This is a genomic window from Algoriphagus machipongonensis, from assembly GCF_000166275.1.
Lineage (GTDB): Bacteria > Bacteroidota > Bacteroidia > Cytophagales > Cyclobacteriaceae > Algoriphagus > Algoriphagus machipongonensis.
Window position 1 is genome coordinate 3,986,631 of record NZ_CM001023.1, and the last position, 21,489, is coordinate 4,008,119.

The window sequence follows — 21,489 nt, forward strand, 5'->3', positions numbered from 1 at the left end:
TTCCTTCGTAAAAGAAAAAGAAAAAAACATTAACTTTTTTTATCAACCCAAGCAACCATTTTTGATAGCTGCGCATCTACCTAAATGAAAGCCACTAATAATGTTCAGCAGAACCAATTTTTCTACCGAAACAGGAATAATACAAGGTTGCCTAAAAGGCGATCGGTCAGCCCAGCGTCACCTGTATGATACCTATTCGGGAAAATTCTTGGCCATCTGCATCCGATACCTAAAAGATCGGGAACATGCAGAGGATGTGATGATAGAAGGCTTCATGAAGATCTTTGAAAAACTTTCCCAGTATCAACACAAAGGAAGTTTTGAAGGATGGATGAAGCGGATCATTGTCACCCAGGCTCTCATGACATTAAGAAGCAATAGGCACTTGATGATGGAAGTAAACATGGAGAATGAATCTCAGTTTGAGGATCAAAACTATGAGCTAACTCATCTCGAAACCCAAGAGCTACTGGAAATGGTCAAAAGTCTCCCTGTGGGATACCGAACAGTCTTCAACTTGTATGCAATAGAAGGCTACTCACACCAGGAAATCGCAGACCTACTTGGAATCAGCGTAAGTACTTCCAAATCTCAGCTCAACAGGGCCCGAAATGTCTTAAAAGAAAAAATTGCCAGTCTAACACCAAATGAAAGGAGAAACAATGGCTAAATCATCACAAAAGTTGGATCAGGTTTTCAAAGAAAAACTAGATCAACATAGCATCAAGCCCAGCGCTTTAGCCTGGGAAAGATTAGAAAAGGAGCTTCCCAAAGAATCAAAATCCAATCAAAGGATTTGGTGGGCTGCGGCAGCTTCAGTGGTGATCTTGCTTTCTGCTGGCTATTTCTTATACCCAGAAAACCAGAGTGCGGATACAGGTGAAATGCTTGCAAACAATCAAGTAACCGAAACTCCTGCAACTGAAGGAACACTCAATGAAATTCCTACAATAGCAGAAGTTACTCCAAAAGAAGAAACCATTACACAGGATGAAAATGCTCAAGAAAATACGCTAGAGCCTAAACAGCCTGAAGTCAAAAAGAATACTAAAACCAACTTAAACAAACCAACTACTATTCAGCAAGAAGCTAAAAATGAAGCACCTCAAAACCTGATTGCGATGACCGAAACGCAGGAAGAAACTAAGGTGACAGAAACCCAAAAAGTAGAAGTACCTGAAGTAACACTCGAAAAAGAATTGCCCCAACCAGAAATGCAGATTACAGCACCTGATTTGGATAAGACTATAGCAGAAGCTCAAGTGACCGACGAGGCTCCAGCTTATCGTGTGAAAATTTATTCTGATGGACTTAAAGAGAAGCCTAAAGACAAAAGTTTGATTGCCGGTATCGGAAAAACAGTCAATGAAGTTGAGGGACTACTCGACAAAGTAGATCAGGGATTTGCAGACCTTCAGGATGCTAAGAATAATCTCTTTACAAGTATGGTTTCTAAAAAAGAGCGAGCTGATAAATAGACCCACCACCCATAGAAAACGACACCAAATCATGAAAAAATACATATTATTATTTTGCCTGATGGCCATCGTGCAAATAGGATTTGCCGGAAGCATGCCATCCAATGATACCTACAAAACCGTCATGAGTGACAGTGTTGTTGTAGAATTCGGAAAATCTGGAAAAGTAGTTATCATCGTGGATAGCAAAGAGGATTTCGAAAAGCTTAAACTGATGAATATCAACCAGATCATCAGAGAATTGGACCTGGAGGAAAACGAAGACACAGGGGATATGACGATCGTCGAAATCAAGAAAAAAGACGGTTCTACCAAAGAAGTGGTTAAAGTCAGAGAGGACTGGGATGAAACAGAAGTCTATATCGGTGGAATGAGAATTCTGGTCGATGAATCTGGTGCAAACACCAAAGTCAGGGTGGAGCCCGGAAACAACAAAAGGAAAGATCCCTCCTTCCGCACCTATTTCAATGTGGATCTTGGAGTCAACAATTACCTGAATAGCGACGGGAAGTTTCCTACTTCCGACAATCCTTATGCTGTTAAAGGCTGGGGAAGCTGGAATGTAGGATTAAACTTCATGGCAGCACAAAAGCTCTCCAAAGGCTTTTATTGGAACTTTGGTCTAGGCTTTCAATTCTACAACTTCAAATTTGAAAACAGAGATTTTCAGGCTGTTAGAGGCGATAATATGATCGACTTTATCCAAAGAACGGATGTTGACGGATTTAAAAGTAAAGTCTCTGCTTCGTACATCATGGGTACTACCATGCTTGAACTTGACTTCGGGAAAATGAATGACAACGGAAGAAGAGGACTTAGAATAGCTGCAGGACCTTATGCTGGATACCGATTGGGTGGGCAGTCTAAATATGTCTATAGAGAACTAGGCGGTTCGGGACGTAAAAAAGACAAGCAAAACACCGGGTTATACTTAAACAACTTCAGGTATGGTGTAAGAGGTGAAGTAGGAATAGGAAGAATAACATTCTTTAGTACCTACGACCTTAACACACTGTTTCAGGATGAAAAAGGCCCTGAGTTAAACCCAATCACTTTTGGGATAGTATTCTAATATCACTATAGCAATTTTTACCGATGAAAAACCAACTATTATTTCTTTTACTCTTCGTTTTTTCGATCTCTACAGCAGTCGCACAAAACGAACCAGACACGGTGATTTACACCAAAGATAAAGTCATAAAAATCTTCGGAAACACTTGGAGATATACCAAAAATGACAATGACAAATGGACTCTTGAAATAGAAGAAGACGATAAAGTCGAAGTTAAAACTAGATACAGAAACAGAAAATTTGATGTTGACTTTAATACGGAACTGGGAATCAACCTCGTCACTCCTACCGATCAAATGCCTGAAGTAAAACCTTGGGGATCTTGGTACTATGCGATGAACTTAGAGGGAAATTACAAACCAGCCAGAAACTTCCACCTGATCTCAAATATTGGGGTCAGCTGGTACAACTTCAAGTTGGAGGATCGAAGCTTGATCGCTGTTAAAAACCCTGATGGAATTACCTGGGAAGAATTTGAAGATGGAACAGGAACCAAGTCCAAAATTTCGGCTTCTTACCTAAACTTCACTTTAGTCCCTACGGTCTTGACTAACAATCAAAAATTGAGATTAGGACTTGGAGGCTATGTGGGGGTTAGAATCGGCGGCCGAGGGAAATTCGTTTACGATGACGAAAATGGAAACAAGCAGAAGCAATTTGAAAAATCCAATATGTACGTCGAAAACTTTCGGTATGGTGCCAGAGGGGAAATAGGAGTCGGTGATGTGACACTATTCTTCAACTATGATCTAAACAACCTGTTTCAGGAAAACTTAGGTCCAACAGTAAATGCTATGAGTTTTGGGGTGACCCTTCGATAACAGAAAATCAAACAAACTATGAAAACACTTTATTTAAAATTTAGCCCTCTTATGGTTGCCATGCTATTATTTGCATCTGCAGCCTTTGCCCAAGAGGTGATCGTCGACACCAATAAAACTTATTCTAATATCAGTAAGGTAGAAGTGAGTGGGGGATGGCTTGATGTAAGCTATGATGGAAGATCTGGTACTGATGTGGATGTTCAGGCTTATTTAGAGTCCAATAACAGCGACCAAGACATCATTTTTGTGACAGTAGGCGATGTATTGAAAATCTCTTACGAAAAAAGTAGCCGAAATAGCTCATGGGGAAACAACAGAAACAAGGGCTTTATTAAAATCTCTGGTCCAATGGCAATGGAATTGGATATCAGAAACAGCTCAGGAACCATCAGCGTTGATGGGGTAACCAATGATGAAACGAACCTTCGTGTCAGCTCAGGAAAAATATCCGCTTCAAACATCATAGGTGACCTTCGAGTGAAAGCTAGTTCTGGAAATTTGGTTCTGGATGAAATTGATGGTGATGTAGTAGCAGGCGTAACATCTGGAAATGCTGATATTTCAAATGTATCTGGAAACGTAGATTATGAATCAACTAGTGGATCGTTAGAAGCAGAAAATGTAGATGGAGAGTTGAGTGCTTCACTAACTTCTGGTAATGCCAAATTAAATAACATTGGCTCTTTAGGTTCTCTAAAATTCACTTCTGGAAACATTAGAGCTTCCAATTCCGGACTATCTGGCAATACAAGATTCAACGGTACTTCTGGTTCATTTAAGATTCAGAGTCCAACAGATCTAAAGTCTTTGAATTTTTCTCTTAGAGCATCTTCCGGACGCTTGAAAGTGGGAGGAATAAACACAGGCAGAAACCTTGAAATAGATAATGGTAATTCCGAATGGGTGAAAGGCTCTATTTCATCGGGAAACATAACTATAGAAAACTAAACCAACTCTATAAAAAAGTAAAGCGCCAAAATATTGAATTTTGGCGCTTTTTTTATTCCGGTCTGGAAGCTTGCCGAATCAGTTCTTTTTCTTCTTTTTTCAGTTTTAGGAGTCTTGCCATCCGATCTGGAGTCGGCTTTGCCAAAGAGAAAAACACAAGAGTTGCAGCAAAAAGTAAGACATAATAAGGGTTTTCGAAAAACACCAAACCCACTGTCGATATCAAAGAGCAGACAAGAAGTAGTATCACTCGCTCTCTCGTCGCATTTGCATAGACTTCCACTTTCTTCAATAGCTCCTCATACTCAAAAGAGAGCTTAATTTTCCTGTGAAAGAGAAAATACTGAATCACAAGAAGTGCCGTTCCTGCTCCAGACAATAATCCATCTACAAAATCAGGGAGAACAGGTAATCCCCAATCCAGATTACCCGAATTATAGTAAAGATAGACCATCCCAAATAAGGGCAAGGCAATCATCAACAGGATCAAAACTAGTTGCTCCAGTTTTTTATAAATTTTACGGATTTCTTCCACTCCTATTCGATGCTGATTTTCACGTCACTGGTTTGAGGTCTCCCTACACAGCAAAGCACATATCCTTCCTTAATTTCATTTTCGCTAAGGCCAGCATCCTCATCCATTTTCACTTCCCCGCTTATCAGCTTACCTCTACAAGCAGTGCATAGACCACTTTGGCAACTAAATGGCATATTGAGGTTCTTGTCCAAGCCAGCTTCCAGAATTGTCGTGTCAGGAGCTACAGACACCAAATGCTCCTCCCCTTCCAATAAAATTGTCACATCTCTGGTCAAGGCACCTTCATGGCTTTCATGCTGAGCGGCCTCTGCTGCCGCTGAATAAAAGCTCTCTTTATGAACCTTGGAAGAATCAATAGTTAAAGAGTCCAAAACCTCTATGGATGTTTCTAAAATCCCTTCAGGGCCACAGATGAAATATTCAGTCTGAAATTCTCCTTCTGCCTCAGCCTTTTTCACAAAATCAGAAATGGTTTCTCTAGTAAGACGGCCTTTCAACCCGGTCCAAGCCTCTGTTGGCTGACTCAGGTTATGAATTACTGTCAGTTGTTCATACTTTTCCTCCAAAGCATCCAATTCCTTCTTAAAAATGATATGTTCCTCATGTCGGCTACAATAGAGCAAAGTAACCTTGGATTTAGGCTCATTCGCTATAACTGACTTAAGAATTCCCATCAAAGGAGTGATACCACTACCTCCGCCGATAAGGAAGAAGTGTTTTTGATTTTTTGAATGAAAATCTGTCGTGAAATTCCCCAGTGGCTTTAAAACATTCAATGTTTTACCAGGATGAATTTTTTCATTTAAAAAGTTGGAAAATAAACCTCCTGGAACGCGTTTTACTGAAATCCCAGGAAAAGGGTCTACATAAGGAGAAGTACACAGACTATAAGATCTCCGTTGCTCCTTACCCTCAAAATCCATAACCAAGGTCAAAAACTGACCGGGTTTATAGTCCAGATATGGATCTGGCTGTTCAAAATATATACTGACAGTATCAGCTGTTTCTTTTACTACCTCCCTCACTTTAAGTGGCAAGTAAGAAGGTTTCTTAGGTGCCTCTTTCTTTTTCTTAAATAAATTGAACATCCGAAATAATCTGGTTTTGTACTTGACTCTGTGCGCAAAATTAACCTCTCAGCCCAAATAATTGTCTTCTAGGGCGAGATTTTCGAAGACTTAACCCCAATTAACTGAAGTGGGTTCGGAAAAAGCCCATAAATGTTTTGAAATCGAATGATGAAGGCCCGAATTTTAGAGGCAAAAGCCTAAATTGCAGGCTCCAAAAACAAACGGAAATTCTAATGGAATTAAATGCACTGACTGCGGTCACCTCTGTGGATGGACGCTATGCTGGCAAAACTGCCCCTCTAAGAGCTTATTTTTCTGAATTCGCCCTGATAAAATATAGAGTTCATGTGGAAGTCGAATACTTTATCGCCCTATGTGAATTGCCTTTACCGCAATTAAAAGATTTTGATAAGAGTCTATTTTCAGACTTGAGATTAATTGTGGATAAATTCTCACTGGAAGATGCAGAAAAGATCAAAGCCACTGAGCGTATCACCAATCACGATGTAAAAGCAGTTGAATATTTCCTTAAGGAAAAATTTGACCTTTTGGGATTAGAGCCATTCAAAGAGTTTATTCATTTTGGTCTGACTTCTCAGGATATCAATAACACCTCCACGCCTCTGATGATGAAAGCAGGAATGCAGGAGGTAATTCTTCCACAGCTGGAGGCAGTTATGTTAAAACTAGAGCAAAAAGCTGAATCTTGGAAGGCCGTGCCTATGCTTGCAAAAACTCATGGGCAACCGGCATCTCCCACGCGTTTAGGTAAAGAAATCAATGTTTTTGTAGTGAGAATTGAAAAGCAGTTAGAACTATTAAATCAAATTCCTTACACTGCAAAGTTTGGTGGTGCCACAGGAAATATGAATGCACACCAGGTAGCCTATCCAGAAATTGTCTGGAATGAATTTGCTGTCAAGTTTGTCAAAGATTATTTAGGATTGGTTCGTAGTTTTCCAACTACCCAAATCGAACATTACGATAATTTAGCTGCTCTTTTTGACGGCCTTAAGCGCATCAACACCATTCTTCTCGATCTTGCAAAAGATGTATGGCAGTACGTCGCCATGAATTATTTCAAACAAAAGATCAAAGCTGGAGAAATTGGTTCTTCTGCAATGCCTCATAAGGTCAACCCAATTGATTTTGAAAATGCTGAAGGGAATCTAGGTATTGCCAATGCACTTTTAGAGCACTTATCAGCCAAATTACCTATCAGTAGACTTCAGCGTGACTTGACCGATAGTACTGTTTTAAGAGTGATAGGTGTACCTCTTGGTCATATGGTGATTGCATTGGAATCGCTGGCCAAAGGACTTGACAAATTAGAACTTAATGAAGCGGCAATCCACGCCGACCTAGATGACAACTGGGCTGTGGTCGCAGAAGCTATTCAAACAGTTTTGAGAAGGGAAGCTTTCCCAAAACCCTACGAAGCTTTAAAAGACCTGACAAGGACCAATACAAAAATCACAGAGACTTCCATCCGAGAATTTATTTCCAACTTACCCATTTCGGATGAGCTGAAAGCTGAATTAAACCAAATCACCCCCTTTAATTACACAGGGATTTAATCGACTTCTTACAGCAATTAACAAAGGAAAACCAAGGCAAGATGTCTTGGTTTTCCTTTTTTTAGGCAAGGAGTTCTATACGAATTTTAAGACTTATTAAGACTATTTTAATCTTAAGAGACTTTGAGGTTTTCTAGATGCTGACTAAATTCATCTTTCACTATAAATATATGATCAAAACGCTCCGTACAGATTCCACGAATTCAGACTTTCAAAAACTAGTCGAAAAACTAGATGCCTATCTGGCAGAGATTGACGGAGAAGAAACCGCTTTTTATTCCCAGTATAATAAAATTGACAGCTTAAAGAGTGCCGTAGTCATTTTTGAAAATGAAAAAGCTGTTGCCTGCGGGGCATTTAAGAAACTGAATGAAAACTCGGTGGAAATAAAAAGAATGTACACCGAAAAATCGGCCCGAGGAAAGGGATTTGCAAGAAAGGTTTTATCGGAGCTTGAAGTTTGGGCCAAAGAAGTTGGCTTTGAATCCTGCGTATTGGAAACCGGCAAGAGACAGCCAGATGCTGTTGCTCTTTACCATAAATGCGGCTACCAAGTCATCCCTAATTATGGACAATACAAGGGAGTTGAAAATAGTCTTTGTTTCGAGAAAAAAATCTGAATGAATGGCCACATTAGAACTTTTTAGATCCATTTGCATGATTTTACCTCGAGTGGAAGAGGTTAAACACTTTGAGATAATTTCTTTTCGGGTAAAAAAAAGAGTTTTTGCTACCATTGACCCTAAACAGGACAAAGCTTCATTAAAATTTAGTTTAGAAGATCAGACAACATTTGGGCTTATCGATAAATCCATGATTTACCCAGTCCCTAATAAATGGGGAAAGGAGGGCTGGACAACTGTGGAGCTAAAAAAAGTAAATATTGACTTATTGAAAGAACTATTATCCACAGCATATCAGACAGTTATAACTTCCGAACAAGGTTAGCATCTTAACAAACATTTAATTCTTTTCAAGTAAACACTCCGATATGAAAAAGCATCTTTTTTACAACTTCCTATTTTTAATGTTTTTGCCCCTTTTCTCTTTCGCTCAATCTGAGATCGGTAATAATAAAGATGAAAGAGAAACAACCAAACATTACAGTCTGATGTATTCCCCTTATTTTGTTATCTCATCCATTGAGGGCGAATCAGAATATGTTTATAAATCTCATGAGTTTGAAAATGGTGATAGGCAAATAGACTGGATTATTCCAGAATCAATTGAATCCATGGAGGTCTTGAAAGGGAAAAAAGCAACTGACAAATATGGATTAAATGGTAGTAATGGGGTGATTGAGATTCAAATTAAATCCGAATTTTATTTGAATCTTTCAGAAGAAATTAAAGCTAAATTCATAGAATCGAAAATTTCTAAGAAATAGAGCTCCCAATAAAAAAATGGTACTAAAAGACATTGAGCAATTCTTTTTTAGGCAACCTGAGCCGAATCAAAGTTGCTTTTTGGCTTTGAGAAATTTGATATTAGCTCATGATCCCGCGATCACTGAAACCGTCAAATACAGCATGCCTTGCTTTTGCTATTTAAAAAAGGCTTTATGCTACCTCTGGCTGGATAAGAAATCACAAGAGCCATACATCCTTTTTGTAGATGGAAAAGCGCTTCAGCACCCTATGTTAGAGTCCGGAGATCGGGCTAAAATGAAGATACTTAGAATCGACCCTGAAAAGGACCTCCCAAAGGAATTAATATCGGAAATCCTATTAGAAGCAATAAGCGTCCGTCAAATAGCTAAGTGAATTATGGCACCGCGCTTCTCAAGGAGCGGAATAAAAAGACCTGAAATTTTGCAATAGAGAAGAGCCTCATTTTTTTTGATTAATCCATATTTAAAGCATCAAATTTTCAGGTTAAAATTTCTCCTTTTGCATAGGTAAGCATATTTTGTGATCTTGAAGAATTAACAATGTATTTATCAAGTCAATTTGACCCTAGAATAAAACCATATGAACCTTTATCAAAAAGTTTTTGAAAACAACGAAGAGTGGGTATCCTCTAAACTTGCTTTAGACAAGGATTATTTTAGCAATCTCTCCAAAGGACAAAGCCCAGAAATCCTGTACATAGGATGTAGTGACAGTAGGGTTTCGGCAGAAGAAATGACTGGTATTGCTCCCGGAGAAATGTTTGTTCACCGAAATGTAGCCAACCTAGTCCCCAATAATGATGGAAACTCTGCGGCTGTCATTGAGTATGCAGTAGACCACTTAAAAGTTGGACATATTGTAGTTTGTGGACATTATTTTTGTGGAGGTGTCAAAGCTGCTATGCAAGCCCAGGATTTAGGAATCTTAAACCCTTGGCTAAGAAATATCAGAGATGTTTATCGTACCCACAGTCAGGAGCTAAACAAGATTCAAGATGAAGAAAGTAGATACAAGAGGCTCGTCGAACTCAATGTACAGGAACAATGCACCAATGTGATCAAAATGGCTGTATGGCAAAAAAACCACTTGACTCGCCAAGGCCCAACGATCCACGGATGGGTGTTTGATATCGAAAGTGGAAAGATTATTGACCTAAATATAGATGTTCCCAAGATCTTAAAAGGCATTCAAGAAATTTACGATCTAGGAATGGTCAAAGGAGCAGAATTATAATTCATTCCCATTCGTCTTACGGCGAATGGGTTTTATTTTTTTTGGTAAAAAGATTTCTTTTTTAACGAGCTTTTTTATTCTAAAATGGCCCGCATTCGTGTCTCCACGAATGATTCTTCAACAATTCTCTCAAAATTTCAATATCGGCGAGTGAAGACACTCGCTTAGGCGATAGAGAAAACTTTTTATTCTAAAATTGTTCTCATTTGTGTCTCTACGAATGATTCTTCAACCTTCCCCTTAAAGTTTCTTTACCAGCGAGTGAAGACACTCGCTCAGGGAATAGAGAAAACTTTTTACCCTAAAATCGTCCTCATTCGTGTCTCCACGAATGACTTTAAGATTCTAAATCAAAATAAACTGGTATTTGGACAATAAATCACTCTTTAAAAAATCCTTTCAGAGATATTATTTAGAAACCCAAATCTATCTTTACCTGTCTCATAAAACTGAAAAGATGAGTAATCATACGATATAGGATCTTCAGAAAGCATCCACTTTTTCTGACATGGATTATTATGAATATAGTCTAATTTTTGAATTGCAATTTCAGGAGAATAAAGCTCTATTTTCATGGAATCTTCTTTCCAGAATTCATAATTTTTCTTTGTGCTCTTTACCCTAAATTTTTCCAAAATAGTATATGAATTAGCACGAATTAATTTCAAACATTCATGCCCGGTAAACTTCAAAAAGCTTGCATGTGGCATTTCCTTGCCATTAAGTTTTAAGCACTCTATTATTAGATGAATATGGTTTGGCATCACCACAAATCCGTATACTTTAATACAGTTCTTATCAGAAAGGTGTTTTAAGCTTGAAATGATTATGTCTTTCCTAAAATCACTTTTTAAAAATGGAATCCAATTTCTAATAGTGGAAGTAAAAAAATATACTTTATTAAGTTCCATTTGACAATTTCAGTAATAATTAAATCAAATAAAAGATTAGTATTCAATAATAGAGAATGGGTACATTCAAATGGGTTAAGCGAGAATAGTTTCGCCTCCAAGTGTCTTCACGAATGATCCCTCTCAAAGTATCATTACACACGAGTGGAGACACTCGCTTCGGCGATAGAGAAAACTTTTTATTCTAAAATTGCTCTCATTTGTGTCTCTACGAATGATTCTTCAACCTTTCCCTTAAAGTTTCATTACCAGCAAGTAGAGACACTCGCTTCGGCGATAGAGAAAACTTGTTTATCCTAAAATTGATCTCATTCTTGTCTCCACGAATGATTTTTCAACCTTCCTCTTAAAGTTTCTTTACCAGCGAGTGGAGAAACTCGCTTAGGCGATAGAGAAAACTTTTTATTCTAAAATTGCTCTCATTTGTGTCTCTACGAATGATTCTTCAACCTTCCCCTTAAAGTTTCTTTACCAACGAGTGAAGACACTCGCTTAAACGATAGAGAAAACTTGTTTATCCTAAAATTGATCATATTCGTATCTCCACGAAGGATTTTTCAACCTTCCCCTCAAAGTCTTATTTCCAGCGAATGGTCAAAGGAGCAGAATTATAATTAATTCCCATTCGTCTTACGGCGAATGGGTTTTATTTTTTTGGTAAAAAGATTTCTGCAATCATACATCGAGCACTTCCACCTCCTAGTTTTTCTATGGTTGGGATTTGTGGACTGATGATAGTAGTATATTTTTCAATTAATTGAATTTGTCCTGGATTGAGGGAATCATAGGCCGTTTGAGACATAATGGTGAATTTTTCTCCCCCATCATTACTTAATTCCAGCATGTTTCCTGCAAAATTAAACTTTTGCTTCGGGGTAATTGGGATCACTTTTTTACCATTATTAGTCAAAGTCCTTTGAACCAATTGCTTTTCTGAGGCTTTGGGAATACTATCCAAACAAACCACAGCCAGATCACGCCCAATATGCATCATCACATTCGTATGATAAATAGGACTTTGAACACCTTCTATTTCCTGCACTGAATGAAATCCAACCACCTTGTAATCGAGTAACTCAGCCACATATTGCAGAGGAAAAGGATGTGTTCTCTCGGAGTAACAGGCAAATATCGTTTTGCTTTCATGATCCATAACCATGCTTCCCGTTCCCTCTAGATATTGACCGTCATTTTCAAAAAAGCTTAAATCTAAAATATCAGAAACCTGATATCCTTTATGCATCAACATCTCTATCAGATCCTTACGTCGCTCCAACCTTCGGTTAGGAGAAAACATGGGGTACATAATCAACTTTCCATCTGAATGAGTACTGAACCAGTTATTAGGAAAAACAGCATCTGTTTTCACTGGGTTCTCAGTATCTTCTACCACTTCCACATTCACTCTCTGGTCCCTTAAAAGCGCCACAAAACCATCAAACTCTTTTCTCGCCAACTCTTGAATCTCTTTTCCGCTTCTATCGTCCATCTGCTGATAAAAGTTATTTGCAGCAGTCTCCGTATTGAAGCCAAAATTGGCAGGTCTTACCATCAGAATGTTTGGGGAAGTTTGCATAGGCATTAGTCTTTTGTAAAACGATAAAGAATAGGCTCCACCTCAAACCGCACCTCACTGACCGTGTAAAAAGCGTCCCCTTTCATAGTAAAACCAATAGCCTCGCCTTGTGGTTCAGGAACATAAGGCAACCGAACAGGTTTTCGGGAAAGAGTTTGAATCACAGACTCTCCTTCTTTTACCTGCCAATAATAGATTTCAAGGTAATTTTTAATGACTATTTGCTTCCCATCTTTTGAGATATCCCCAGCCACAGCACTTGTAATAGGCAGTTTCATTACTTCTTCTAACTCTGCTTCCTTCTCCTCAAATTTGGAGGCCGGCAGCCGAAAAAGGGTATTCATTTTATCTCTCTTAGAAAGAATTAAAATATCACCAGTCAATGGATCAATCATCAGTGTTTCTGCATCCATTGGCCCATCGGGATAGGTTAGCTTAATTTTTTCTACCGAAACTTCCACCTCTTTTTTTATCTGTTCAGGCTCTGGAAATCTGTAAAGAATTATCTCATCTCGCTTCGCCGAATTGTCTCCAATATCCCCTACATAAATAGTGGCTTGACCATCTTTCCCGGGGCCTACAGCGATATCTTCCCAATCTTGATTATTGGCCCCCTTCAATTTAACCTCCCCTATTTCATTGCCTAATGAATCTAAAACATAAACTATCGATTTTCCTCCACTATCATTGTGAACGTAGATGAATTCTGGGTGGATCTGACCAAAGGCCAAACCACTAATTTCATTGAGTGTTTTTGACTCCACGGTATTAATGGATATGCCCTCTCCATAAATGGAAACAACAGGAAAATCCTGAGCAGTAGCTGCCCTTAAACAAAAAACACCGAATAGTAATAGCCCTAATTTTTTCATATTTGAATTAAAGAGCCCTAAAATAGACAAAATCATTCAGCCTATTACAGGCTTCATCATTTGGTAAATTAAATAGGGATAACATCAAAAATAGATAACGTTCAGAAATCTATTTCGAATGTGAAAAATTTACGTTCTCTCCACAAACAGAAAAACTACTGAGCCTCAAAACCTATCTTCTCACACCTTGAACGGCAATTTATAGATTCTTTGTCCATTCATTTGGTACATGGCATTCGCCAATGCAGGGATAAATGGCGGCACAGGCGGTTCTCCCACACCTGTCGGTTTGATTTGACTTTCTATGATATGAACATTGATTTTTTTCGGAGAAGCAGGCATTCTAATAATCTGATAGGTATCAAAATTATTTTGCTGAACCTGACCGTTTTCAAAGGTGATCTCCGAAGTAGTGGCCAAACTCGTGGCAAATTGGGAACCTCCTTCAAATTGTGAGCGAATCCGGTCTGTATTTACTGCTACCCCACAATCCACTACATAGTGCACCTCAGGAATACTGATTTTACCATCATCTCCTTTTTCTAAGACTACCACACATCCAACATAGGTCAGAAAGCTTTTATGGGCAGCAAAACCCATGATTTTACCTGCTGCTTTGTTGGCTGACCAATTGGATTTTTCTTTTAAGGTCTGGATGACATTTTTCATCCTCCCTGTATTCCAAGGAAAGTCGGCTATGTTTTCTCCATAATTCTCATATTGACCTTCCACCATTTCTGATTGAAAAGTGATGTCTCTGTCTGCCCCCAAAAGTTCTATTGCATTATCGAAAGGGTCTTTACCTCTTGCTTCCGCTATTTCATCCATCATAGTATGAATAGCAAAAGCATGGTGAATATTACTTACAGACCTTAACCACCCCACACGGGTATTTCCGGTAGATTCATGCGATTCAATTCGGATATTTGGCACATCAAATGGAAAGTCAACACAACCTAGGCCCATTTCACCACCCGAAGGGTGCAATTCTTCTTTGCTACTGGTAGAACCGATTGCAGGAAATACAGTATGGTGATTCCAACCGGTCAACCCCCCATTGGAATCCAGAGTCGCAATAATTCTTTGAGCACTATGAGAATGAAAAAAGTCAAAATGAAGATCATCCTCTCTTGTCCACTGTACCCGTACCGGGGCATTTACAGCTTTGGAAATCAAGGCGGCTTCCACCACAAAATCAGGCTTGGATTTTCTTCCAAATCCTCCTCCCAATAAGGTCACATTTACTTTTACATTTGCCACATCCGAACCTATTGCTGCGGCAACAGCCCCTCTGGCCCATTGTGGGTGCTGGCTAGGTGCCCACACCTCACATGATCCATCTGCTTTTACATGAGCTATAGCTGCTGGGGGTTCGATGGTGGCATGAGCGTAAAATGGAGCTTCAAAGGTCCTTTCAATTTTCCTTGCTGCTGTACGGTTAACTGCATCAAAGTCCCCTCTTACTCTTCTTGGTTTTCCATTGCTTCGGGTGCTTTGAAGCATGTCCGCAAGTTGCTCAGCAGAGTTATAATTTTGATTCTCTCCGAGATCCCATTCTATTTCCAATACTTCTCGTCCCTTCATGGCTGACCAAGTATTTTCAGCCACTACAGCAACCCCTTCCAATGCCTTATCCAACCCTGGAGGGTTACCAGAACCTTCAATCTTCACGACTTGAACAACTCCTGGAACAGCCAATGCTTTCTCATCATTATAAGAAATAATTTTTGCCCCAATTACAGGTGATCTCTTAATAACGGCAATTTTCATATTGGGGAGATCCACATCCGCTCCAAAAACAGCCTTTCCAATAGTTATATTCTTTAAATCATAAATGGGAACATCTTTTCCTATGAGATTGTAGCCAGAAAATTCTCGCAACTTCACACTTTCCGCTGCTGGAACAGGCATGTCTTTCAGCTTTCCAATCAAATCCCCGAAACTGACACTTTTACCTCCGGAATGTTTAACCATACCGTCTTTGGAATCACATTCCCCTTCATCGACTCCCCAGTCCGCTGCTGCTGCTGCAATCAACATTTGTCTGGCGGTAGCTCCAGCTTTCCTCATGGGTTCATAAAACATTCTGACAGAGAAGGAACCATCTGTGTTCTGATTCCCATATTTTTCTTCATCACCTTCTGCCTGAACAATTTTTATTTTTGACCAATCAGCTCCTAATTCATCTGCTAAAATCTGTGGTAGAGTGGTACGAATACCTGTCCCCATCTCAGATCTATGCGCAACCAAGGTCACTTGATTGTCAGAATTGATGCTTATGTAAACATTAGGTGCAAAAGTGATGGTTTCTCCTTTCGGTCCAGCACATTGAAAATTCACACCAAGGATCAGCCCTCCTGTAGCAAGAGAGCCCAATTTTAAAAAATCTCTTCTGGATGGAACAAAGACTTGACTTTGATCCTTACCCTTGAGTTTTTTTAGGAATGGAAGATTTGGAAGCATGGGTTTATGTTTTAATGGGAGAAAATATTAGGAATTTGATGCGGTAAGAATAGCCTCTTTGATTCGATTATATGTACCACATCGACAAAGGTTTCCAGCCATTGCTTCCTCAATCTCTTCTTCACTAGGATTAGAATTTGAATTCAATAATGCTGCGGCATTCATTATTTGACCAGACTGGCAGTAGCCACATTGAGGCACAATATGCTTAACCCAAGCTTTTTGAACGGGATGATCTCCATTTTCAGAAAGCCCCTCAATGGTAGTGATTTTACCTTCACCAACAGCTGAAACCTGCAAAGAGCAGGACCTTACGGCAACTCCATCCAAATGAACAGTGCATGCTCCACAAAATGACTGGCCACATCCAAACTTTGTACCTTTCATTCCTAGTAGGTCTCGGATTACCCATAGAAGCGGCATATCCTCCATGGCATCCACCTCCTTAATTTCACCATTAATATTCAGGTTGTACGTAGGCATATTTTTATGATTTAGGGTTTATTCTTTATATAAGTTACATCTAGAAAATTCAAGCTCCAATTAAATTCCATTTTTCACGATAAGGTCGGAAGAGCAATTGATTTGCTTCTTCACTATTCTTAAAAAGTTCTTTCTTAGAATCCCATTTAAGCTCCACTTTTAGTTTATAAGAAATCAAAGCCAGATGCATGGGCATGGTCATTTTTCTGGCATACTCAAGATAGGACTCCGGCTGAGTTCTTGACTTAATCGCATCGATAAAGTTCTGCTGATGGCCCGGAGAACGTGCAATACTCTTTGGGATTTCCGGAATATCTTCCATCACTTTCCCATCAATTCGAATCTCCCTACTAGAATAATCACAAATAAGAGTTCCTTTACTTCCTTCAAAATAAGCTCCAATATGTCTATCAGCTGCACCTGGCACATTTGGAGGTACAGAGGTCCAGTGAAGATTTAATCTCTTGAACTTAAAATCTACATCAATCCATTTGGGAGTATCCCCTACCCCATCTGACTCCTCTCCCACCGCAGAGATCTTTTTCAAACCCGAGGGATTCATAGACCACCAGACGATATCCGCGATATGACACCAGAAATCTTGAAACACCCCTCCCGAATATTCCAAAAAATACCTGTAGCTGAAATGGCATTTTTCAGGTGCATAGTCGGATAAGGGAGCGGGCCCCAACCACATATCCCAATCAAGGTGTGATGGAGGAGTTTGGTAACTCAACTTTTCAATCAATGGCGGTTCGCCCGTTTTCCAAAGTCTTACCGTTTTTATTTTACCCAATACTCCAGATTGAATAATTTCTGCAACCCGATGATAATTATCCCCAGCATGAATTTGAGTTCCTAATTGAAAAATTCTTCCTGTTTCTTGTTGGGATTGGAGCATTAGTTTTCCTTCCCTTTGAGAATAAGAAAGAGGTTTTTCACTATACACATCTTTTCCTGCTTGAAAAGCCAATATTGCAATCTGAGCATGCCAATGATCGGGTGTGGCAATAGTCACAGCATCTATCTCTTTATTTTCGAGTACTTTTCGGAAATCAGAATAGATTTTAGCCTTAGTTTCTGGATGTATTTCCTTCAATTTCGATAAGGCGATTTCCGCATGCTCTTGGTCTACATCACATATTCCGACCACTTCAACATCTGAAAGATTTGCAAACCAATTTAAGTGGTTTAACCCCATCCCTCCCAATCCTATATGTGCAACCCTAACTCTGTCAGAAGCTGCTGCTTTGACTCCTTGAAAGGGAAGAAACTGAAGCCCTAGGGTAGTGAGAGCAGAATACTTGACAAATTTTCTTCTATTCATGTGGAGATTCATATGCTTAGGTTATTGGGTTTAAAAAATTTGAAAAATAAATTAATAAAAGCATTCTATATTCAGTGAAGAAATTAACAAAACATTCGGGTTTTTCATCTTTTTTGAAAAAATAAGTCTCTGATTTTTAAGCAGGAATGTATTAAGGCAAAAGATTTTTTTGGCTGGGGTTTGGATTAAAAGATTCAGCCTCCTACATTTGCAACACCAATTCGGAAAACGCTCCGAATGAAACACAAAATTCCTTCTTAGCTCAGTTGGTTAGAGCATCTGACTGTTAATCAGAGGGTCCTTGGTTCGAGCCCAAGAGAAGGAGCATATAAAGCCTCATTTCGAAAGATCTGAGGCTTTTTTGGTTTTAAAGATATGCCATGGATTTTTCAGTATATATCCTATATTCCAGGAGTTTGGACAAATTCTACATTGGATATTCAGCCAATTTCACAGCAAGGTTGGCTTATCACAACAGTACCCAAAATAAAATCTGGACGAAAAGAGGGCAGCCTTGGGAAGTTCATCTGCTAATTGATAGGCTAGAAAAACACCAAGCTTTGAAGATGGAAAAACACCTGAAAAAAATGAAGTCCAGAAATTATCTCATTAAACTAAAAGCCGATCCTTCGGCAATCGTTGCGCTGATACAAAGATTTAGGAAAAGCATCTGATCCCGATTCATCGGGAAGGGTCCTTGGTTCGAGCCCAAGAGAAGGAGCAAAACCTGATACGAAAGTGTCAGGTTTTTTTATGCCAACATTTTTTCTAATGATCAGAATTTCCTTAAATAATATTCAAGACAATGCTAACACAACTGAACCGGGTAGGTATTGCTCGATCTGAAAGTTAAAAAGATTTGTATTCTTTGTCAGGCTGAGCACTGGAGCTACGGTAGTAGCGTATATCGAAGGCTTTGGAACTATATAATAGCAAAAATTAATAATTCTAATAAGTTCTCGACTACGCTCGAACTGACATACATGATGATTTGATTTACATTTCTGAGTTCTCGACCACCTGACTACCGGACTGGAAGGAAAAGCAAAAGCCACACATTTCTTAGAAGATTTTTACCTCACTTCCTACATTACGTTTTCACTTTCCTCCCCTGCTTTCCTACAAAATCCTTATTTTTATTCATCTTAACTTTTAAGAATTACCTAACCCAGCTTCGACTATGAAAAAATCACTTTTATGCCTCATAACACTTACTCTCATTTTTCTTGGAAATGAAACCTGTTTTAGTCAGACAATCCTTAAAAAAGAAACTATTAGCGACCTCAGTAAAACGCCCAACTACGTATTCGGCGTAAAAGATGAAGATGGTTTCAAAAGCGCATTAACAGTATATGATACCTTCATAGAAAATGGAGTAGAGATTGAAAATTTTGAAATTGTAATGAAAGGCCCAGTCGTCAAAACGATGATGAAAGAATCTGAACTTGAAAAGTATTTTGAGAAATATCAAGGCAAGGTTCGGGTTAGTATTTGTAGTGTAGCGATGAAAAGACTTGGAGTTTCCAAAGAACAGCTTTTCCCGGGATTGGATGTCGTAGAAACATACACGATACGCATTCTTCAATTACAGGCTTTGGGCTATAATTGGATCACATACTGAGAAAAAAACATCACTCCGCTAAAGGTAATTCTTAGATAAAATTTAACCCGAGTTTTAAAATTTCCTGAAAAACTCCTTTTAACTTTTGAAGAATACCTATTCGGATTCCTAGGAAGCATTCCACTTTACCTGAACTATTTTATCTGACTGATTTCAAAATGAAGTCAAAATCGATGATTTGATGCTTGAAATAGCTTACAAACTGACTTTGAATATTTTCAATCTTGAAAAGCAAATTCCTTGTCTTTGAAAAAATATTTCAGACAACAAATCACACTTGATTTCAAACTCTCCTAGCCCAGCAACTTATTTAACTCAGCTCTATAAGTCTGCCCGATTGGGATTTCATTCCTATCAATTTTGATTCGATTACCCTCGATAGTTTGGATTTTGGCGGTATTGACCAAATAGGATTTATGGACCCTTAGGAATTTTCCTTTTGCCAATTTCTCTTCTAACTCAGAGATTTTCTCAGGGCAAATTAGCATTCCCGATTGATGGAACACCTTGCAGTAATTCCCCAAAGCCTCCACGTAGAGAATATCCTGTAACTCTAATTGGATGTGCTTTTTATCTGATTTAAGAAAAATCCGCTCTGGTTCATCCTCTTTTTTGGAAGCTGGAGCATTTGAAGAGCACACCTTATTGATTGCCTTGATAAACCGATCCAGACTGAATGGTTTCAGCAAGTAATCGGCAATATCCAGTTCATAACCTTGGAGGGCAAACTCCTGATGAGCAGAAGTTACAATCACCTTGGGAGGGTTTGGCAGAGATTTTAAAAGCTCAAAACCTGTGAGTTTTGGCATGTTGATATCTAAAAAAATCAGATCTACCTGATTACTCCTGAAATACTCCAAAGCCTCAAATCCATTGTAGAAATTGCCCGCTTTTGCCAAAAATGAAAAGTTCTCACAATAGCCTTCAATAATACGATGCGCAATAGGCTCATCATCCAAAATCACGTAGGTTACCTGCTCCATAAGATTTCCAAAACCAAAGTATAGATACCGTTCTTTTGAGTGATTTGCAAGGAATGTCCCCCTGGATAGGTTAATTCCAGTCTTCTCTTTAAGTTCTCCAACCCGATTCCATTTTCCTCATCTTTACCCTCTAAATCATAATTATTAACCACTTTCAGGCTAAGCTTATCCAGATTTACATACAGATCAATAGTAACAAAAGCACCTTCAGTAAGTTTTTCCACCCCATGTTTAAAAGCATTCTCAACCGGAACAATAAAAAGCAAAGGGGCGATTTTTAAACCATCAATGACATCTACTTTAAATTTAATGTCAGGTGCATTCCGGTGTCGCAATTTGTGCAAGGCCAAAAAACTCTCAAGGTATTCCACTTCCTTGCTCAGCAAGACCTCATTTTCTTTTCCTTCATAAATGGTATACCGCATCATATCCGATAGCTTTAGCACCACCTCAGGCGCAGCATCAGATTTTTCCACACTTAGTCCATAGAGGTTATTAAGTGTATTAAAGAGAAAATGCGGATTGATCTGGTTTTTCAGCATAGCCAGTTCAGCCTGATTTTTCTGGTTTTCCAGATCTCTCATCCTTTTCCATTGCTCAAATACCCAAAGCAGCAGGAAAAACGGAATCGGAATCAACAACATGAAAATTGCCAATTCATGGTGTTCTCTCAAGTAAGTTTCATTCCATCTAAGCAAAGAAAACCCCACCCAAATCAGCCCATAAACAAGAAAAATGACCTTTTGAAATTTTTTGAAAAATGCGGGAGCAACAAATTGGGCTATGCCCATCCAAAATAGGATCAGCAAAAATATAGAAACAGGATTATCAGGAATCGACATCCATTGATCCAAAAGCAAAGTTCCAGTGAGAAATAGTGCCAAATAGAGAATCCTGAGTAAACTCTGCTTTCGAAGGCGAATCTTTCGACTGTAGTAAAAAACCAAACTGCACAACATCCACCATGAACCAAGAATCAGGATATTTTCAAGGTATTCATCAAAGTCAATTTTGATAAACCCCACCCTCTGAAGTAAAAAGCTGACGAGTACCGTCACAGCGAAACCCCATGCCAGTGCCTTGAAAAAAGATGATTTTGGAAACATCCTTCTAAGATAAGGA

Annotated in this window: 23 protein-coding genes and 1 tRNA gene; 14 read left to right on the forward strand and 10 right to left on the reverse strand. The window is 38.9% G+C overall.

Going from position 1 to position 21,489, the window contains the following annotated elements; genetic code table 11:
* Positions 1 to 100 precede the first annotated feature (100 nt).
* From ALPR1_RS16755 to ALPR1_RS16775, 5 genes are read left to right on the forward strand one after another with little or no spacing between them, the layout of a single operon-like run.
* A complete protein-coding gene (locus tag ALPR1_RS16755; protein ID WP_008202475.1) occupies positions 101 to 670 on the forward strand; it encodes an RNA polymerase sigma factor in 570 nt (189 codons plus the stop codon).
* On the forward strand, positions 663 to 1,478 hold the full coding sequence (locus ALPR1_RS16760) for a hypothetical protein (protein WP_161599241.1): 816 nt from the start codon (positions 663 to 665) through the stop codon (positions 1,476 to 1,478). Before ALPR1_RS16755 ends, ALPR1_RS16760 begins: the two co-directional genes overlap by 8 nt.
* Positions 1,479 to 1,509: 31 nt before the next feature.
* A complete protein-coding gene (locus ALPR1_RS16765; RefSeq protein ID WP_040303827.1) occupies positions 1,510 to 2,550 on the forward strand; it encodes a hypothetical protein in 1,041 nt (346 codons plus the stop codon).
* 23 nt (positions 2,551 to 2,573) lie between these two features.
* On the forward strand, positions 2,574 to 3,371 hold the full coding sequence (locus ALPR1_RS16770) for a hypothetical protein (protein WP_008202478.1): 798 nt from the start codon (positions 2,574 to 2,576) through the stop codon (positions 3,369 to 3,371).
* Positions 3,372 to 3,389: 18 nt separating this feature from the next.
* Positions 3,390 to 4,322 carry a DUF4097 family beta strand repeat-containing protein gene (locus ALPR1_RS16775; RefSeq protein WP_008202480.1) on the forward strand — a complete coding sequence of 311 codons (933 nt, stop codon included), beginning with the start codon at positions 3,390 to 3,392 and terminating at the stop codon, positions 4,320 to 4,322.
* Between the two features lie 52 nt (positions 4,323 to 4,374).
* Here the strand turns inward: ALPR1_RS16775 and ALPR1_RS16780 are convergent, their stop codons facing one another.
* Together ALPR1_RS16780 and ALPR1_RS16785 are read right to left on the reverse strand one after the other, a co-directional pair.
* A complete protein-coding gene (locus tag ALPR1_RS16780; protein WP_008202482.1) occupies positions 4,375 to 4,857 on the reverse strand; it encodes a hypothetical protein in 483 nt (160 codons plus the stop codon).
* A gap of 2 nt (positions 4,858 to 4,859) precedes the next feature.
* Entirely contained in the window at positions 4,860 to 5,948 is a 1,089-nt protein-coding gene (locus ALPR1_RS16785; RefSeq protein ID WP_008202483.1) for a ferredoxin--NADP reductase, read from the reverse strand.
* A gap of 215 nt (positions 5,949 to 6,163) precedes the next feature.
* On the opposite strand from ALPR1_RS16785, the gene purB reads away from it, so the two are divergent.
* The 6 genes from purB to ALPR1_RS16815 all read left to right on the forward strand — a co-directional run bounded on the left by purB (position 6,164) and on the right by ALPR1_RS16815 (position 10,131).
* Positions 6,164 to 7,507, forward strand: a complete 1,344-nt coding sequence (purB, locus tag ALPR1_RS16790; RefSeq protein WP_008202484.1) for an adenylosuccinate lyase — start codon at positions 6,164 to 6,166, stop codon at positions 7,505 to 7,507.
* A 170-nt stretch (positions 7,508 to 7,677) separates the two neighbouring features.
* Entirely contained in the window at positions 7,678 to 8,127 is a 450-nt protein-coding gene (locus tag ALPR1_RS16795; RefSeq protein ID WP_008202485.1) for a GNAT family N-acetyltransferase, read from the forward strand.
* A gap of 4 nt (positions 8,128 to 8,131) precedes the next feature.
* Positions 8,132 to 8,455 (forward strand): MmcQ/YjbR family DNA-binding protein, encoded by a 324-nt coding sequence (locus tag ALPR1_RS16800; RefSeq protein ID WP_008202486.1) that lies wholly within the window; start codon positions 8,132 to 8,134, stop codon positions 8,453 to 8,455.
* A 43-nt stretch (positions 8,456 to 8,498) separates the two neighbouring features.
* Positions 8,499 to 8,894, forward strand: a complete 396-nt coding sequence (locus ALPR1_RS16805) for a hypothetical protein (RefSeq protein WP_008202487.1) — start codon at positions 8,499 to 8,501, stop codon at positions 8,892 to 8,894.
* Positions 8,895 to 8,910: 16 nt separating this feature from the next.
* The gene (locus tag ALPR1_RS16810) at positions 8,911 to 9,270 is read left to right on the forward strand and encodes a DUF1801 domain-containing protein (RefSeq protein ID WP_008202488.1); all 360 of its coding nucleotides are present in this window, start codon (positions 8,911 to 8,913) and stop codon (positions 9,268 to 9,270) included.
* Positions 9,271 to 9,477: 207 nt separating this feature from the next.
* On the forward strand, positions 9,478 to 10,131 hold the full coding sequence (locus tag ALPR1_RS16815; RefSeq protein WP_008202490.1) for a carbonic anhydrase: 654 nt from the start codon (positions 9,478 to 9,480) through the stop codon (positions 10,129 to 10,131).
* 386 nt (positions 10,132 to 10,517) lie between these two features.
* Here the strand turns inward: ALPR1_RS16815 and ALPR1_RS16820 are convergent, their stop codons facing one another.
* The 6 genes from ALPR1_RS16820 to ALPR1_RS16845 all read right to left on the reverse strand — a co-directional run bounded on the left by ALPR1_RS16820 (position 10,518) and on the right by ALPR1_RS16845 (position 17,763).
* Entirely contained in the window at positions 10,518 to 11,042 is a 525-nt protein-coding gene (locus ALPR1_RS16820) for a transposase (protein ID WP_008202491.1), read from the reverse strand.
* A 646-nt stretch (positions 11,043 to 11,688) separates the two neighbouring features.
* Positions 11,689 to 12,618: a citrulline utilization hydrolase CtlX gene (gene ctlX, locus ALPR1_RS16825; protein WP_316929453.1), complete on the reverse strand. Its 930-nt coding sequence runs from the start codon at positions 12,616 to 12,618 to the stop codon at positions 11,689 to 11,691.
* A gap of 5 nt (positions 12,619 to 12,623) precedes the next feature.
* On the reverse strand, positions 12,624 to 13,490 hold the full coding sequence (locus tag ALPR1_RS16830) for a hypothetical protein (protein ID WP_153231831.1): 867 nt from the start codon (positions 13,488 to 13,490) through the stop codon (positions 12,624 to 12,626).
* Positions 13,491 to 13,670: 180 nt separating this feature from the next.
* On the reverse strand, positions 13,671 to 15,953 hold the full coding sequence (locus ALPR1_RS16835; RefSeq protein WP_008202494.1) for a xanthine dehydrogenase family protein molybdopterin-binding subunit: 2,283 nt from the start codon (positions 15,951 to 15,953) through the stop codon (positions 13,671 to 13,673).
* 27 nt (positions 15,954 to 15,980) lie between these two features.
* Positions 15,981 to 16,436 carry a (2Fe-2S)-binding protein gene (locus tag ALPR1_RS16840; RefSeq protein ID WP_008202495.1) on the reverse strand — a complete coding sequence of 152 codons (456 nt, stop codon included), beginning with the start codon at positions 16,434 to 16,436 and terminating at the stop codon, positions 15,981 to 15,983.
* A 49-nt stretch (positions 16,437 to 16,485) separates the two neighbouring features.
* Entirely contained in the window at positions 16,486 to 17,763 is a 1,278-nt protein-coding gene (locus tag ALPR1_RS16845) for a Gfo/Idh/MocA family protein (protein WP_237701579.1), read from the reverse strand.
* 251 nt (positions 17,764 to 18,014) lie between these two features.
* Between ALPR1_RS16845 and ALPR1_RS16850 the strand changes: the two genes are divergently transcribed.
* The 3 genes from ALPR1_RS16850 to ALPR1_RS16860 all read left to right on the forward strand — a co-directional run bounded on the left by ALPR1_RS16850 (position 18,015) and on the right by ALPR1_RS16860 (position 19,384).
* Positions 18,015 to 18,088: transfer RNA gene (locus tag ALPR1_RS16850), tRNA-Asn, on the forward strand.
* 55 nt (positions 18,089 to 18,143) lie between these two features.
* The gene (locus ALPR1_RS16855; RefSeq protein WP_008202497.1) at positions 18,144 to 18,437 is read left to right on the forward strand and encodes a GIY-YIG nuclease family protein; all 294 of its coding nucleotides are present in this window, start codon (positions 18,144 to 18,146) and stop codon (positions 18,435 to 18,437) included.
* Between the two features lie 506 nt (positions 18,438 to 18,943).
* Entirely contained in the window at positions 18,944 to 19,384 is a 441-nt protein-coding gene (locus ALPR1_RS16860) for a hypothetical protein (protein ID WP_008202498.1), read from the forward strand.
* Between the two features lie 293 nt (positions 19,385 to 19,677).
* On the opposite strand, the gene ALPR1_RS16865 is transcribed toward ALPR1_RS16860, so the two are convergent.
* Complete coding sequence (locus ALPR1_RS16865; protein ID WP_008202500.1) at positions 19,678 to 20,367, reverse strand: LytR/AlgR family response regulator transcription factor; 690 nt, start codon at positions 20,365 to 20,367, stop codon at positions 19,678 to 19,680.
* The gene (locus ALPR1_RS16870) at positions 20,355 to 21,473 is read right to left on the reverse strand and encodes a sensor histidine kinase (protein ID WP_040302961.1); all 1,119 of its coding nucleotides are present in this window, start codon (positions 21,471 to 21,473) and stop codon (positions 20,355 to 20,357) included. The genes ALPR1_RS16865 and ALPR1_RS16870 overlap by 13 nt, the downstream gene beginning before the upstream one ends.
* Positions 21,474 to 21,489: the final 16 nt, after the last annotated feature.